A 15,707-nucleotide genomic window follows, 5' to 3' on the forward strand; every position below is an offset into this window, starting at 1 on the left:
GAACGGCGAGGCCGTGTTGCCGGCGGCCGGAGACAGCGGTCGGCCATGGCTGCGGCGGGCGGGCCTTACGGCGGGAACCCGAAACTGCGGAACGCTCAGCGCCCTGTTGCTCCTCCGCAGACTCGGCCTCGCCGTTCCCCGAGCCCCTGGCGGGGCTCTCGCCGTTCGCAGGGCCCCTGCTTTCGCACCCTTACCTGTTGCGGTGGTCGTTCGGGGTGAGGCGGGGCCCGTACTTGGGGGGGCGGGCGCCGGTGAGCGGGAGGATGCGGCAGAGCCGGTGGCGGTGGGGGCGGTAGGGCTCCAGCAGGCCGAGCATCTGGGCGTCGTCGCTGCGGGGCCGGCCGGCCAGGGCCCAGCCGACGATGTTGGGGAGGTGGAAGTCGCCGACCGAGACCGCGTCCGCGTCGCCGTTGCTGCGCTGCAGGGTCTCGGCGGCGGTCCAGGGGCCGATGCCGGGGACGGCGGTGAGGCGGGCGAACGCGTCGGCGGAGGACATCGCGGAGGCCGCTTCGAGCTTCGCGGCGAGCCGCACGGTGCGCTGGACGGTGGCGGAGCGCTTGGGGTCGACGCCGGCCCGGTGCCAGGCCCAGCTGGGGATCAGGGACCAGTCGCGGGCGGCGGGGGCGACCCGCATGCCGAGGTCGGCGGCGGGGCCGGGGGCGGGCGTGCCGTAGTCGCGGAGCAGGGTGCGCCAGGCGCGGTACGCCTCGCCGGTGGTGACCTTCTGTTCGAGGATCGCCGGGACGAGGGATTCCAGCACCAGGCCGGTGCGGGTCAACCGGAGCCCGGGGCAGGTGCGTTGGGCGTCGCGGAGCGGGCCGGGCGGCAGGACCAGGCCGGCCGGGTCGTCCTCGGCGCCGAGCAGGGCGGGGAGCTGGTGGAGCAGCCAGCCCGCGCCGGGGCCCCAGGCGGTGGCGGCGATCTCGTCGAGGCGGGGCCGGATGCGCAGGGTGCCGGGGCCGTCCGGGGTGCGGGAGGCGCGCCAGACGGTGCCGTCGGGGTCGCGCCGGAAGGCGGGATCGCCGGTGCCGCGCTGCAGGGGGAAGAGGGTCCGGCCGAGGTCGAGCGGGTAGCCGGGCCGCCACTGTCGGGTCAGCTCCGGCATCGGGTGTTCCTCGGGTGTGCGGGCGGCGGGGGGCGTCTGCGAGGGTAACGCGACGCGGCCGTCGGACGGGCGGGCACCCTCCCGTCCGGCGGGGGGCAGGACGTAGGCTGGACCGCACCATGACTGCGCTTTTCGCTGCCGACGCCCGCACCCCCGCCGAGCTGCTGCAGGCCTACCTGCGCGCCGGGGCCGGTGCCGATCCGTCCCGCCCTCTGGTGACCTTCTACGACGACTCGACCGGGGAACGGGTGGAGTTGTCGGCGAAGACCTTCGACAACTGGGTGGCGAAGACGGCCAACCTGTTGCAGGACGAACTGAACGCCTCGCCGGACGACCGGGCGGCGCTGCTGCTGCCGGCGCACTGGCAGAGTGCGGTGTGGCTGCTCGCGTGCTGGTCGGTGGGCGTGGTCGCGGTGCCGGCCGGCGAGCCGAAGGACGCGGACCTGGTGGTGTCGGGTCCGGACGGTCTGGAGGCGGCGCAGGAGTGCCCCGGGGAGCGGGTGGCGCTGGCGCTGCGCCCGTTGGGCGGCCGGTTCCCGCAGCGGCCGGACGGGTTCCTGGACTACGCGGCGGAGGTCCCCGGCCAGGGCGACCGGTTCGCCCCGTACTCGCCGGTGGATCCGCAGGCGGTGGCGCTGGAGACGGCGGTGGACGGGCTGGCGCTGAAGCTGACGGGCGAGCAGGCGGTGGCGCTGGCCCGGGAGGGCGCGGCCCGGCTGGGCCTGGACTCCGGCAGCCGGGTGCTGTCCACGCTGTCGTTCGACGACTGGTCTGGTCTGGAGGCGGGCCTGCTGGCGCCGCTGGCGGCCGGGGCGTCGGTCGTCCTGTGCCGGAACTCCGGGCAGTTGACGGAGGAGCAGTGGCAGCAGCGGATCGACTCCGAACGGGTGACGGTGCGCCTCGGCTGACCTGCCCGGTCGGCCCGGCCCGGTAGGGCCGGGCCGGCGGCAGTGGAGTGCGGCGGCGGCGCGCGCCGCCCGGCGGGTGGTCCGGGTGGGGCGCGCCGTGGTCGTTTCCCGCCGCTCCGCCGGGTGACGGGGGTCACAAGCCGGGTGGCTCGCGGGTCGGGCTCGTCTAGGGTGGCCCGGATGAACAGCGGACACCGGAACCGGGGCGACTCGGCCGACTCTGGGCAGCCGGACGTCGACCCCGCCGATCAGTGGGTGCTGGACCCGGAGACCGGCGAGTTCCGGCTCGACCTGGACGCGGGCCGGCGGACCGCCGAGCGCCGCCCGGGCGCGGGGCGGTCGGGGGCTGCCCGCTCGGGCGCGGCGAGGTCAGGTGCCGGGGCGACCGCGGCGGCCGGCGGGCGTTCGGCGCGGCGGCGCGGCCGGGTGGTGCGGGGCCGGCGGGTGCTGAAGTGGACGGCGGGCTCGCTGGGCCTGGTGCTGATCGCGGGCTGCGGCGGCGCGTACTACGTCTACCAGCACTTCAACAAGAACATCTCCTCGGTGAAGGTCCAGGTCGGCGACGAGTCGGAGCGCCCGCAGGCGACCAACGACGCGTTGAACCTGCTGGTGATCGGCACCGACAGCCGGGAGGGCCTGGGCCGGGAGTACGGCGACGAGGGCTCGGCGGGGCACGCCGACACCACGCTGCTGTTCCACATCTCCAAGGACCGCAGCAACGCCACGGTGCTGTCGATCCCGCGCGACCTGATGGTGACCGTTCCGGAGTGCAGGACCGGGGACAAGAAGATCCCGGGCGAGGCGCGGGCGATGTTCAACACCAGCCTGGGGCAGAACGGCCGGGACCCCGGCTGCACCTGGCGGACCGTGGAGAAGCTGACCGGCGTCCGGATCAACCACTTCATGATGGTCGACTTCGAGGCGGTGAAGTCGCTGTCCACGGCGGTCGGCGGCGTCGAGGTGTGCGCGGCGACCGACATCGACGACCCGTACTCGCACCTGAAGATGACCGCGGGCCGGCACGTGGTGCAGGGCGAGGAGGCGCTGGCGTTCGTCCGGACCCGGCACGCGGTGGGACTGGGCGGCGACCTGACGCGCATTCCGCTGCAGCAGCAGTTCATCAGCTCGATGATCCGCAAGATGAAGAGCAGCGACACCCTGACCAGTCCGACCAAGCTGTGGAGCCTGGCGGACGCGGCGACCAAGGCGCTGACCGTGGACAGCGCGATCGACGACGTCAACAAGCTGAAGGACCTGGCGCTCGACATCTCCCGGGTGGACACCAAGAACATCACCTTCACCACGGTGCCGGTGCTGGACGACCCGACGAACAACAACCACCTGATCCTCAAGCCGGGCGACGCGCAGCAGTTGTTCGCGATGATCGCCGCCGACCGTTCGCTGACCGACGTCCCGCAGCAGCAGGCGCCGGAGCCCGCGCCGTCGAGCAGCGCGCCCGCGCCGCCGCAGGTGGACGCCAAGTCGGTGAAGGTGACGGTCCGCAACGGCAGCGGGACGTCCGGGCAGGCCGGGAAGGCGGTGTCGGCACTGAAGGCGAAGGGCTTCGCGCTGGCCGCGACCGCCCGCGACACCGATGCCGCCCAGGCCAGCACGGTGTCGTACCCGGCGGGGCAGGAGGACCGGGCGCAGGCGGTGGCCGCGGCGCTGGGGCTGCCCGCGACGGCGGTGCAGGCGAGCAGCCGGCTGTCCGCGAAGGACGGCGTGGCGGTGGTGCTGGGCGGCGACTACACGGGTTCGGCCGGGGCGTCGGCGGTGCCGACGGAGGCGCCGAAGGACCTGCAACGGGTCCAGGCGGACGACACCGCGGTCTGCGCGTCGAAGGCGAAGTAGCGGGTTCAGGCCGGGAGTTCGGCGTCCGGGACGAGGGTGTCGGGGGCGGTCTGGGTGTACTGCTCGCCGGTGCGCGGGCAGCGCCAGCGGCCGTCGCCGACGGGCTCCAGCGGTTCGCCGGCCCGGCCGACCCACTTGATCCGGCGGGCGGGCACCCCGGCGACCAGCGCGTAGTCGGGGACGTCCCGGTGCACCACGGCGCCGGCCGCGACCAGCGCCCACCGGCCGACGGTGACGCCGGCCACCAGGACGGCGCGCCCGCCGATCGAGCAGCCCTGCCGGAGCGTGACGCCGCGGGCGTGCCAGTCGTCGCCGCGCTTGAGCCGGCCGTCCGGGTCGACGGAGCGCGGGTACAGGTCGTTGGTGAGCACCGCGGCGGGGCCGACGAAGACGCCGTCCTCCAGGACCGCGGGCTCGTACACCAGGGCGTGGTTCTGCAGTTTGACCCGGTCGCCGAGCTTCACGCCGGGGCCGACGTAGGCGCCGCGGCCGATGATGCACTCGGCGCCGATCTCGGCGTGCTCGCGGACCTGCGCGAGGTGCCAGACGGTGCTGCCGGGGCCGACGGCGGCGCGCGGGTCGACGTCGGCGGTGGCCTCGATCCGGGGGGCGCTGCTCGTCATGGCGCGAGCCTAGTGCGGGCGGACGGTCCCCGTCCGGCGTTCCGGGGACCGTCCCTGACGGCCGGTCAGCTTCCGGCGGTCGCGGCGGGGTCGATCGGGGCGGGCGCGGTGGAGGCGATCACCCGGCGGGCCAGCTTGCGGGGCGAGGTGAGGAAGCCGAAGCCCCAGCTGAGGTGCATGGTGGCGAGGGCGAGCGGGACCTGGATCCGGGCCCTGGCGGGCAGGCCGCGGCCCTCCAGCAGGCCGCCGGCGGTGATCGCCGCGACGTACCCGCCGGGCAGCACCAGGAACACCGGGTGCAGGGCGGCGCCGAGCACCAGGCCGCCGACCACGCCGAGCAGGGCGGCCGGCGGGGCCAGGTAGCGCAGGTTGACCGAGCCGCGGTGGTAGCGGGTGACGACCCGGCGCCAGCGGCCGTAGTCCTTGTACTGCTTGGCGAGGGCGCGCACGGACGGCCGGGGCCGGTAGGTGACCCTGAGCTGCGGGGTGAACCAGATCAGCCCGCCGTCCTGCCGGATCCGGTAGTTCAGCTCCCAGTCCTGGGCGCGGATGAACTCCTCGTTGTAGCCGCCCTGCCGCTCCAGCACCTCGCGGCGGAACACCCCCAGGTAGACGGTGTCGGCGGGGCCGGCCAGGCCGCCGGTGTGGAAGGCGGCGTTGCCGACGCCGATCTTGGAGGTCATCGCGGTGGCGACGGCGCGCTCCCAGTCGGTCTCGCCCTCGGCGTGCATGATGCCGCCGACGTTGGCGGCGTCCATCTCGTCCAGCAGCCGCACGGCGGTGGCGATGTAACCGGGCGTCAGCAGGCCGTGGCCGTCGACCCGGACCACCACGGGGTGCCGGCTGGCGCGGATCGCCGCGTTCAGGCCGGCGGGGGTGCGGCCGGTCGGGTTGGGGACGGTGCGCACCCGCGGGTCCTCGGCGACCAGGGCGGCGGCGATCTCGTCGGTCCGGTCGGTGGACGGGCCGAGTGCGATCACCACTTCCAGGTCGCCGTCGTACTCCTGCTCCAGGATCCGGTGGACGGCGGTGCGCAGGTGTCGTTCCTCGTCGAGCACCGGCATGATCACGGAGACCGCCGGCAGCTTCTCAGCAGCCTTGGTGTTCATCGTGCCCGAGCGTACCGGCGGGCGGCCGCGGGCGTCGGGCCGGGTCGGCCCCGCTCCGGCGCGCCGCCCGGGCGCAGCGGGCCGCAGCACCTACCATGCGGAAGATGCCTGATCAGCGCCCGTTCGAACGCCTGCCCGGATCCGCTCGGCCGCGGCGGCCGGCCCGTCGGCGGTGGGGGCTGTGGGCGGCGGGCACGCTGTCCTTCTCGGTGCTGGCGACCTCGGGCGCGGGCTGGGCGGTGCTGAACGGCGTCGGCTCCTCGCTGGGGCGGGTGGACGCGATCGGCGGCGGCCCGGACCGGCCGGCGGACGACGGGTCGTCGACCTTCCTGGTGGTCGGCACCGACAACCGGGAGGGCATCCCGGAGGCCACCCTGAAGGACGTGCTGCACGCGGGCGGCGAGTCCTGCCACTGCACCGACACCATGATGATCGTCCAGCTGTCGGCCGACCGCGGCCGGGCCACCGTGGTGTCCGTGCCGCGCGACTCGTACGTGGACATCCCGGCGCACCAGGACGCGGCCACCGGCAAGCAGGTCGCCGCCGCCAAGGGCAAGATCAACGCCGCGTACGGGATGGGCGGGGCGCCGCTGGCGGTGCGCACCGTGGAGCAGAACACCGGGCTGCGGATCGACCACTACATCGAGGTGAACTTCCTCGGCTTCGTCTCCACCGTGGACGCCCTGGGCGGCGTCGAGGTGTGCACGCCCAAGCCGCTGCAGGACGACTACTCGGGCCTGGAGCTGCCGGCCGGCACCACGAGGCTGGACGGGGCGGGAGCACTGCGCTACGTCCGGGCCCGGCACGTGGACGGCTCCTCGGACCTGGGGCGGATGCACCGTCAGCAGAAGTTCCTGGCGCAGCTGCTGCACCAGGCGTCGGCCGGCGACACGCTGCTGAATCCGGCGAAGCTGACCGGGGTGATGGACACGGTGCTCCGGTCGGTGAAGGTCGACAAGGGCCTGGGCAACGCCGAACTGCTGGACTTCGCCTCCCGGTTGAAGGACCTGTCGGCGTCGAACGCGGACTTCGCGACGGTGCCGCTGTCCTCGGTGGACCACCCGGTGCCGGGCTGGGGCTCGACCGTGCTGTGGGACGAGAAGGGCGCGAAGGCGCTGTTCGAGGCGGTCCGGGCGGGCCGGCCGCTGACCGGGGCCGCGGCCGCCGCTCCCGCCGCCTCCTCGGCGCCGGCCGGCGCCGGGCAGGCTGCCGGAACGATTCCTCCGGAGCAGGTGCGGGTCCAGGTGCTGAACGGCGCGGGCGTGCAGGGCCTCGGCACCCGGGTGGACGAGGACCTGCGCAAGGCCGGGTTCGCCACCACGGGCACCCCGTCCAACGCGCCCGGCGGCGGCCGGCCCGCGGCCCGCACCGTGATCCGCTACGACCCGCGCTGGGACGAGTCGGTGAAGACGCTGGCCGCCGTGCTGCCGGACGCCGAGCTGGTCCGGGTGCCGAACCTCGGCGCGACCTTCCAGGTGGTGGCGGGCACCGACTACCGCGGCCCGGCCGGCGCCCCCGCGTCGGCGTCCGCGCCCGCCGCCGCGCCCGCCGCCGCCGAGACCCCGGCCGCCGCCAGGGCGGAGGGGGCGGCGGTGGCCGGGGCGGAGAGCGGCAGCGAGATCAGCTGCCCGTCCTGACGGCGGGTCAGCCCAGCAGGTACTGGCCGACCGCCCACACCGCGTACCCGGCGACCGCGAGCCGGTTCAGCGGCAGCGCCGCCCCGACCGCGTCCTCGGGCAGGACGGCCTGCGGGCGGCGCTCCGGCCGGTGCGCGAGCAGGGTGACGGTGCGGGCGATCCGCTGCGGGTCGTACGGGCCGCCGAAGTGGCGGTGCAGCAGGCGGGCCGGGCCGGAGCTGAAGCCGACCTGCCCGGACCCGGCCCGCAGGGTGAACCGGCCGCGGTGCACGGCCGCCGCGGTCACCTGCTGCCAGCGCAGCCGGTGCAGCCGCAGCACGCCGCTGAACGCGACGCCGTCGCGGTCCACCGCGAGCTGCCAGCCGAGCGCCCCGACCACGCCGACCAGCACCGCCGTGCCCATCAGCAGCGGCCGGACCAGCCCGCCGAGCAGGCCGCCGTCGGCGGTCCGGTCCATCAGGAAGGCGATCAGCACGGCGGCGACCGGGGCCGCGCCGCGGCGCACGACGGCGGGCAGGCCGAACACCCGGGCGGCTTCCGGCGGGCCGTCGGGCTGTTCGGCGAGGTCGTGCTCCAGGTGGCGGGCGGCCTCGGCCATCACCAGCACGTCGTCCTCGTGCAGGTCGTTGCCGCGGCGCAGCCGGGGCGGGGCGGCGTGCCCGGCGGCGTACGCGGCCGTCCACTCGTGGGGGGCGACGGGCGAGCGGAGCACCAGCAGTTGGCGGCGGCCGCCGTCGGGGCCCTGGTAGAGCAGCGCCTCGACGGGGGCGGCGGTCCGTTCGACCAGGGCGGCGGCCTCGGCGAGGGTGTCCGGCGCGGTCCGGTCGTCCTCGTCGTCGTCCTCGTCGTCCTCGTCCCCGGTGCAGGGCAGCCATTCGGCGGGGCCCTCGCGGTCCGCGGGCAGGTAGTGGACCTCGGTGCCGACGCGCCGCAGCCGCCACAGGCCGGCCTCGCGGTCGCCGCCGTCCAGCGGCAGCACCTCCAGGTCGCCGCCCGCGTCCGGTCGGACCCGGACCCGGAGGGCGGGCGCGCCGTCGTCGGTCCGGCGGCGTTCGCGGGTGGCGCGGTGGGCGGAGAGCGCCAGCAGCACGGCGAAGGTGCCGGCGGCGCCGGCGCCGAGCCACCACGGGGCGGGGTCCTGCCACTCGTCGGCGGCCCGGTACCAGCCGGTGCCGTCGACCAGCAGCGGCACCTGCTCGCCGGGCCTGCGCGGGCCGGCCACCTCGGCGGTGAACGTCCGGTCCTCGTGCGGCAGCCGGTACTCGACGGTGGCACCCTCGCCGTCGGGGTGGACGGTGCGCACGGTGGCCCGCACCTCGTCGGCCTCGGCGGCCCGGCGGATGCCGTCCTCGGTCTGCCAGACGCCGGCCAGCAGCAGCGCCGCCGCGCCGGCGCCGAGCAGGACGGCCAGCAGGCGGCGGATCCGGGGCGCGGACGGCAGGTCGAACGGGCAGTCGCCGCCCAGCAGGGTCCACGGGTAGGGCGCCGGCGGGCCCATCAGGGTGGCGAGCTGGGCGCGGGCGCGGCGGCGGCCGGCCGCCACCCGGTACAGCGCGGCGGCCGTGCCCAGGTGCGCCGCGCAGGCGGCGACGGTCAGCCAGGGGCCGGGCAGCGCGTCCGGCAGGAACCAGAGCAGCAGGCCGGCCGCGGCCGGGACGGCCCAGTTGTGGCGCGGGCGCAGCAGCAGGACGAGCAGTTCCACCAGCAGCACGGCGGGGGCGGCGCTCTCGCCGTACGGGACGGTGCAGGGCTGCCAGGTGCCGCAGCGCTCGGGGGTGTCGTCGACGGTGAGGGCCAGCAGCACCGTGAGCAGCGGCAGCAGGGCCGGCCAGCGGCTCTCCAGCCGGCGCCACACCCGGGCGGCCCGCCACTGGTCGGCGGCGGCCAGGGTCAGCGCGGGCGCGGCGGGCAGCGGCGGCGTGGGTTCCGGCATGCGGGTGATTCTCCCAGCACCCGGACGGCCCGCCCGGGGCGGGTGCGCCGGGCGGGCCGTCCTGGTTGACGTGCCGTCAGTCGGTGGCGATGGCGGCCAGCACGTTCATCCGGGCGGCCCGGAAGGCCGGGACGAGCGCGGCGACCAGGCCGACCAGCACGGAGCCGGTCAGCACCGTGAGGACGGTGCCGGTGGGGACGGCCAGCACGGTCAGGCCCTGCTCGGACAGCACCGCGCGGGCGGTGACGCCCCAGCTCAGGCCGAGCGCGGTGCCGAGGACGGCACCGAACAGCGCGATCACCACGGACTCCAGCCGGACGGTGCGCCGCAGTTGACGGCGCGACAGGCCGATCGCGCGCAGCAGGCCGATCTCCCGGGTGCGTTCGACCACCGACAGCGCCAGCGTGTTGACCACGCCGAGGACGGCGACCACGATCGTCAGGCCGAGCAGGCCGTAGACCATGGCGAGCAGCTGGTCGAACTGGGACTTCACCATCTCCTTGTAGCCGGCCTGGTCCTTGACCATCAGCTGCGGGTACTCGGCCAGCGACTTCTGCAGGTCGGCGAGCACGGCGTCCTTGTCGGCGCCGGCCCTGGCGGTGCCGAACAGCACCTCGGGCGCCGGCGCGGGGCCGTTCAGGCCCTTGGCGACGGTCGTGACGCCGGTGAAGAAGCGGTGGTCGAACAGCTGGTTGCCGGTCTTGAGCACCGCGGCGACCGGGAGGGTCTGGGTGCGGCCCTCGCCGTAGTTGACGACGATCGGGTCGCCCACCTTCAGGTGCTGCTCGTCGGCGACGTCCTGGCCGATCGAGATGCCGCCGGCGAACACCGCGTCGGCACTGCCGGCGGCGACCGGGAGGCGGAAGTCGCGGGCGAAGTCCGCGTCCGCGGCGATCAGCCGGCCGCGGACGGTGGCGCCGTCGGGCAGCACCAGCTCGCCCGGGACGCGGGTCTGGGTGGACAGGTGGTCGATGCCCGGGGTCCGCCGGGCGGCGTCCACCATGGCGGGGTTGAGCGGGCCGCCGGGGCCCTCCACCACGTAGTCGGCGCCGACGGAGCGGTCGATCTGGTCGGACATCGAGCCGACCATCGAGGAGGTGACCACCGAGGCGCCGATCACCACGGCCAGGCCGATCATCAGCGCGGCGGCGGTGGAGCCGGTGCGCCGCGGGTTGCGGACCACGTTGCGCCGGGCGAGCCGGCCGGCCGGGCCGAACAGCGCGGGCAGCAGGCCGCCGAACAGCCGGACCAGGACGGAGACCAGCAGCGGGCCGAGCACCACCGAGCCGGTGAGGGTGGCCAGCAGGCCGGCGCCGAGCAGCAGGCCGCCGGTGGAGCCGGGCGAGCCGGCGGCGGCCACCAGCGCGGCGGCGCCGGCACCGGTGACCAGCAGGCCGATCGCGGCCCGGACCCGGTTGGCGCGGGGTTCGGCCGGGGCGGCGTGGTCGAGCAGCGCGGCCATCGGCGTGATCCGGGCGGCGCGGCGGGCCGGGAAGAACGCGGCGAGCAGGGTGACCGGCAGGCCGACGGCGTAGCCGACCACCGGCACCGCCCAGGTGACCTGGAGCGAGGAGGCGTCCAGGTTCATCCCGGCCGCCTGCATCAGCCGGATCATCGCGACGGCGAGGCCGAGGCCGGCGCCGATGCCGAGCGTGGAGCCGATCAGGCCGAGGATCAGACCCTCCGTCAGCACCGAGCGGTTGACCTGCGACCGGCTGCCGCCGACGGCGCGCAGCAGGCCGATCTCCCGAGTGCGCTGGGTGACCAGCATGGAGAAGGTGTTGACGATCAGGAAGATGCCGACGGCCGCGGACAGGAACGCGAAGCCGAGCATCGCCCACTTCATGAACGCCAGGAACGAGCCGACGCCCGCCGCGTTCTCCTTCTGCTGCTCGGCGGCGGTCTTCGCCTCGAAGCCGGTGCCGAGGCCGGCCAGTGCGGCGGCCTTCAGTTCCTCGTTGCCGCGGCTGCCGTCGCCGAACACCTCGACCGAGGTGTACTCCTCGGCGCCGAGCAGGATCCGCTGCGCGGTCGGGGTGTCCAGGAAGGCCAGCGCCGCACCGGGGTTGGTGGTCCGGAAGGTGGCGATGCCGGCGACGGTGAAGTCGTGGTTGCCGCTCTCGGTGATCACCCGGATCCGGCTGCCGAGGCCGAGGCCGGACTTCCTGGCGGTGTCGGCGTCCAGCACCAGCTGGTCGGCGCCCTGCGGCACGTGGCCGGAAGTGACGTCCACCGGGTTGCGCGGGGTGTCGGTCCAGTTGCCGGTCAGGGTGGGCGCGCCGGTGGTGGGGCCGACCAGCTTGTTGGTGGCCGGGTCGACCAGGGTGGCGGTGGCCACCATGACCTGGCCGAGGGCGGCCTTCACACCGGGCTCGGCGGCGAGCCTGTCCCGGGTGGCGACCGGGACGGTCGGGGTCCGGCCGGGCGTGCCGGCGGCCAGGTCGTCCTGCGCCTTCCGCACCGACAGGTCGGAGGCGGTGGCGGCGAACAGCCGGTCGAAGGTGCTGGTCGCGGTGTTGTAGAAGACCAGGGTGCCGGCCACGAAGGCGACCGACAGCACCACGGCCAGCAGCGAGAGCACCAGGCGCCACTTGTGCGCGAGGAAGCTCCGCAGCGAGGTCTTGAGCAGCATCGTCCCGGTCCCGTCTCAGCTGGTGCGCTTGCCGTCGAAGCGGCGCATGCGGGACAGGACGGAGTCGGCGGTCGGGTTGTGCATCTCGTCGACGATCACGCCGTCGGCGAGGAACAGCACCCGGTCCGCGTGGCCGGCGGCCACCGGGTCGTGGGTCACCATCACGATGGTCTGGCCGAGTTCGTCGACCGAGCGGCGCAGGAAGCCGAGCACCTCCGCGCCGGAGCGGGAGTCCAGGTTGCCGGTGGGCTCGTCGCCGAAGATGATCTCCGGCCGGGCGGCCAGCGCCCGGGCCACCGCGACGCGCTGCTGCTGGCCGCCGGAGAGCTGCCCGGGCCGGTGCCGCAGCCGGCCGGACAGGCCGACGGTGTCGATGACCTGCTCCAGCCACGCCCGGTCGGGCTTGCGGCCGGCGATGTCCATCGGCAGCGTGATGTTCTCCAGCGCGCTCAGGGTGGGCAGCAGGTTGAACGCCTGGAAGACGAAGCCGATCTTGTCGCGGCGCAGCCGGGTCAGCTGCTTGTCCTTCAGGCCGGTGATCTCGGTCTCGCCGATCCAGATCCGCCCGGCGGAGACGGCGTCCAGGCCGGCCAGGCAGTGCATCAGGGTCGACTTGCCGGACCCCGACGGACCCATGATCGCGGTGAACCGGCCGCGCCGGATGTCCACGTCGACGTTGTTCAGCGCCGTCACCCGGGTCTCCCCCGAGCCGTACGCCTTGGTGACCTGCCGGGCCCGGGCGGCGGCGTCGCCCTGCCCCGGTGAGTGTGAGAGGTACGCGGCGCTCGGTGCCGTGGTCACTGCTGCTCCTTGAGGTGGGGTCCGCCCGTCGCCCTCAAGCCTCCCGGCCGCGGCCCGGCCGGTCGTCCTCCACCGGGACGAGCGCCGTCACCGGGAAGCGCTCCGGGGCCCGGGCCCTCTCCCCTAGGGGTCCGCGTCCCGCGGCATGAGGGTCCGGGCCCCGGACGTGAAGCAGTCGCCCGACGAACGGTCAGCCCACCGCCGAGAGTTCCGGGTACGGGCGGAGCGCCGCGGCGAACGCGTCGACCACCGGGGTCAGCAGCACCTCGGTCTCCCGCTCCAGTTCGGTGCCGCCGTCCTCGCGCACCCCGATGTGCCGGTCCAGCACGAACCAGCCCTGGGTGATGTGCGCGGCGCCCATCGAGTTCAGCACCGGGCGCAGCGCGTAGTCCACCGCCAGCACGTGCGCGGTGGAGCCGCCGGTGGCCAGCGGCAGCACCGTCTTGCCGCGCAGCGCGTACTGCGGCAGCAGGTCGAGCAGGGCCTTGAGCAGACCCGAGTAGGCGGCCTTGTAGACCGGCGTGCCGATCACCACCCCGTCGGCCCGTTCGAACAGGGCGACGGCGCGGGCTATCGCGGGGTCGGTGGTGTCGGCGCCCAGCAGCGCCTCGGCGGGCAGGGTGCGGACGTCCAGCGTCTCGACCCGGTGGCCGTGGCGGACGAGCCGGCGGTCGACGTGCCGGAGCAGGCGGGTGGTGCGGGAGGTCGCGGAGGGCGAACCGGAGACGGACAGGATCACGGCCATGGAGTCACCTCGGTGCGTGCGGCGGCGCAGCAGCGCGGCCTGGGGCGGAAAGACGGAACGCCGGCGAGGGCGCGGGCTCGCCTGAGGGTGAATGCGCGGCGGGGGCGTCAGCCGCGACAGAGCGAACAGGACACCCGGCCGTGGTCGACGTGGCGTCGACGGGTGAGGACCTTCCGCTGCTCCATGCGGCCATGCAAACACGCGGCGTTTTACCGGGTCAAGGCCGTGCCCGCCTGGTGAACTCCGCACCGGACGGTCCGCGCCCTGCATCAAAACGGCCACAAGGAGCCCCCGCCGGGCCGGACGATCACCACGGGGCGCGCGGTTCGGGCATCCTTCCCCCATGAACACGTGGCAGGAGCGCCCGGGGGGCGGCGCATACGGGCAGGGCGACGCGGCACGCGGCCGGGGCGGGGCGGCGGAGCCGCCGCTTCCGCCGGAGCTGAATCCGCGCGGCACCGGCGTCCCGCTCTCCCGCCCCACCCAGCAGACCACCGACCGGCCGCCCCAGCAGGGCGGCGCCCCGGGCGGCTTCGGCGGCCCACCGCCGCACGACGGCGGCCGACAGCCGTACGGGCAGCAGCCGTACGGGTCCGAGCCGGGTCCGGCGGGTGCCCCGCAGCAGCCGGCCCGGCCGCGCCGCTCGCGCAAGAAGATCATCGGCTTCTCGGCGCTCGGCCTGGTCCTGGCGCTGCTGGTCACCGTCGTCGGCACCTACTTCTGGGCGGACGGCAAGCTCCGGCACGAGAACGTGCTCGCCGACTACCCGGGCCGCCCGGCGGCCGGCAAGGGCACGAACTGGCTGATCGTCGGCTCGGACAGCCGCGAGGGCCTGACCGACGCCGAGGAGGACTCGCTGCACACCGGCTCCGCCGACGGCAAGCGCTCCGACTCGATGATGATCCTGCACATCGGCGACAACGGGAACACGCTGATGTCGATCCCGCGCGACTCCTGGGTGCAGATCCCGGCCCACCAGGACACCTCCGGCAGCGGCAAGAGCATCGCCGCCGCGACCCGCAAGATCAACGCCTCGTTCGCGAGCGGCGGCGGGCGGCTGCTGGTGCAGACCGTCGAGACCAACACCGGACTGCGGATCGACCACTACGCGGAGATCGGCTTCGCCGGCTTCGTCGGCCTGGTCGACGCCGTCGGCGGCGTCGAGATGACCATCGACCAGCCGGTCAAGGACAAGGACTCCGGCCTCGACCTCCAGGCCGGCACCCAGACCCTCAGCGGCAAGCAGGCGCTCGCCTTCGTCCGGCAGCGGCACCAGATGGCCGACCAGGACCTCGGCCGGATGCGCAACCAGCAGAAGTTCCTCGGCGCCCTCGCCAAGCAGGCCGCCTCCCCCGCCACCCTGCTCAACCCGTTCACCTTCTACCCGCTGGCCTCGGCCGGCCTGGACACCCTGATCGTCGACGAGGACGCCGGCCTCACCGACCTCGGCTCGATGTTCCTCGCCATGAAGGGCGTCACCGGCGGCGACGGCAAGACCATCACCGTCCCGATCGGCAACCCCGACTACCGCACCCCCACCGGCGAGTCCGCCGTCAAGTGGGACCCGGCCAAGTCCAAGGCCGTCTTCGACGCGATGAAGAACGACACGGCCGTCCCCGACGTCAAGTGACCGCGACCGCCGCGGGCCGACCGGATGCGAACTCCGCTCGGCCCGCGCGTCGTTGACGCCCCATCAGATCGCCGGGCGGGACAATGGCCGCCATGTCGCTGGTGACCTCCCTCATCCGCCTCCGCCGCAGCCGGCTGTTCGGCCGCCTGGCCCGGGAGGCCCTGGCCCTGTACGGGATGGAGGTCCCCGCCGCCGCCGAGATCGGCCCCGGGCTGACCGTCTTCCACCGCGGCTTCGGGACCGTCCTGCACCCCTTCACCACCCTCGGCGCGAACGTCACCCTCTACAACGGCGTCACCATCGGCCGCGCCGACCCCTGGGTGCCGCAGGAGGAGTCCCCGATGCGCCGGGTGGTCCTGGAGGACGGCGTGGTGGTCTGCGCCGGCGCGAAGATCATCTGCAAGTCGGGCGTCCTGACCGTGGGCGCCGGCACCGTCGTCGGCGCGAACGCGGTCCTCACCCGCTCCACGGGCCCCGGCGAGATCTGGGCGGGCGTCCCGGCCCGCAAGGTGGGAGTGCGGAACCGGGCGCACCGGGACCCGCGGGAAGCGGACGGCGCCCGCCGGCCGGATCGCGCCACGGGCGGCGACCTGCCCGTGGAAGCGGCCCGGCGGGCGGGCGCCCCGTAGCGGAGGCGTTTACGGCAGGTTGCGGGCCATCACGATGCGCTGGACCTGGTTGGTGCCCTCGTAGATCTGCGTGATCTTCGCGTCGCGCATCATCCGCTCCACCG

13 protein-coding genes are annotated in these 15,707 nt (G+C 75.0%); 5 read left to right on the plus strand and 8 right to left on the minus strand.

Annotation, left to right across the window (positions count from 1 at the left end; translation table 11 throughout):
• Positions 1-190 precede the first annotated feature (190 nt).
• Positions 191-1,105 carry a DNA-3-methyladenine glycosylase family protein gene (locus ACFV1L_RS33395; RefSeq protein ID WP_380373273.1) on the minus strand — a complete coding sequence of 305 codons (915 nt, stop codon included), beginning with the start codon at positions 1,103-1,105 and terminating at the stop codon, positions 191-193.
• Between the two features lie 119 nt (positions 1,106-1,224).
• Between ACFV1L_RS33395 and ACFV1L_RS33400 the strand changes: the two genes are divergently transcribed.
• Both ACFV1L_RS33400 and ACFV1L_RS33405 read left to right on the plus strand, forming a co-directional pair.
• A complete protein-coding gene (locus ACFV1L_RS33400) occupies positions 1,225-2,013 on the plus strand; it encodes a TIGR03089 family protein (protein ID WP_380373274.1) in 789 nt (262 codons plus the stop codon).
• Positions 2,014-2,193: 180 nt separating this feature from the next.
• The gene (locus tag ACFV1L_RS33405) at positions 2,194-3,864 is read left to right on the plus strand and encodes an LCP family protein (protein WP_380373276.1); all 1,671 of its coding nucleotides are present in this window, start codon (positions 2,194-2,196) and stop codon (positions 3,862-3,864) included.
• A gap of 5 nt (positions 3,865-3,869) precedes the next feature.
• Here the strand turns inward: ACFV1L_RS33405 and ACFV1L_RS33410 are convergent, their stop codons facing one another.
• Positions 3,870-4,487: an acyltransferase gene (locus ACFV1L_RS33410; protein ID WP_380373279.1), complete on the minus strand. Its 618-nt coding sequence runs from the start codon at positions 4,485-4,487 to the stop codon at positions 3,870-3,872.
• A gap of 65 nt (positions 4,488-4,552) precedes the next feature.
• Positions 4,553-5,596 (minus strand): glycosyltransferase family 2 protein, encoded by a 1,044-nt coding sequence (locus ACFV1L_RS33415; RefSeq protein WP_380373281.1) that lies wholly within the window; start codon positions 5,594-5,596, stop codon positions 4,553-4,555.
• A gap of 104 nt (positions 5,597-5,700) precedes the next feature.
• Here ACFV1L_RS33415 and ACFV1L_RS33420 point away from each other — a divergent pair, with 104 nt between their 5' ends.
• Positions 5,701-7,233: an LCP family protein gene (locus tag ACFV1L_RS33420; RefSeq protein WP_380373283.1), complete on the plus strand. Its 1,533-nt coding sequence runs from the start codon at positions 5,701-5,703 to the stop codon at positions 7,231-7,233.
• Between the two features lie 7 nt (positions 7,234-7,240).
• Here the strand turns inward: ACFV1L_RS33420 and ACFV1L_RS33425 are convergent, their stop codons facing one another.
• The 4 genes from ACFV1L_RS33425 to ssuE form a co-directional block, all read right to left on the minus strand.
• Complete coding sequence (locus tag ACFV1L_RS33425) at positions 7,241-9,166, minus strand: hypothetical protein (protein WP_380373285.1); 1,926 nt, start codon at positions 9,164-9,166, stop codon at positions 7,241-7,243.
• A 76-nt stretch (positions 9,167-9,242) separates the two neighbouring features.
• The gene (locus ACFV1L_RS33430; protein WP_380373287.1) at positions 9,243-11,798 is read right to left on the minus strand and encodes an ABC transporter permease; all 2,556 of its coding nucleotides are present in this window, start codon (positions 11,796-11,798) and stop codon (positions 9,243-9,245) included.
• Positions 11,799-11,813: 15 nt separating this feature from the next.
• Complete coding sequence (locus ACFV1L_RS33435; protein ID WP_380373290.1) at positions 11,814-12,599, minus strand: ABC transporter ATP-binding protein; 786 nt, start codon at positions 12,597-12,599, stop codon at positions 11,814-11,816.
• Positions 12,600-12,789: 190 nt separating this feature from the next.
• Positions 12,790-13,344, minus strand: coding sequence for an NADPH-dependent FMN reductase (gene ssuE / locus ACFV1L_RS33440; RefSeq protein ID WP_380373293.1), 555 nt, complete (start codon positions 13,342-13,344; stop codon positions 12,790-12,792).
• Between the two features lie 343 nt (positions 13,345-13,687).
• Here ssuE and ACFV1L_RS33445 point away from each other — a divergent pair, with 343 nt between their 5' ends.
• Both ACFV1L_RS33445 and ACFV1L_RS33450 read left to right on the plus strand, forming a co-directional pair.
• On the plus strand, positions 13,688-14,974 hold the full coding sequence (locus ACFV1L_RS33445; protein ID WP_380373295.1) for an LCP family protein: 1,287 nt from the start codon (positions 13,688-13,690) through the stop codon (positions 14,972-14,974).
• Between the two features lie 92 nt (positions 14,975-15,066).
• Positions 15,067-15,603, plus strand: coding sequence for a hypothetical protein (locus ACFV1L_RS33450; RefSeq protein WP_380373297.1), 537 nt, complete (start codon positions 15,067-15,069; stop codon positions 15,601-15,603).
• 9 nt (positions 15,604-15,612) lie between these two features.
• Here ACFV1L_RS33450 and ACFV1L_RS33455 read toward each other — a convergent pair.
• Positions 15,613-15,707 (minus strand): acyl-CoA dehydrogenase family protein (locus ACFV1L_RS33455; RefSeq protein ID WP_132919430.1); only part of this gene is annotated, 95 nt, incomplete at its 5' end.

Source organism: Kitasatospora sp. NPDC059646, assembly GCF_042734615.1.
Classification (GTDB): Bacteria; Actinomycetota; Actinomycetes; order Streptomycetales; family Streptomycetaceae; genus Kitasatospora.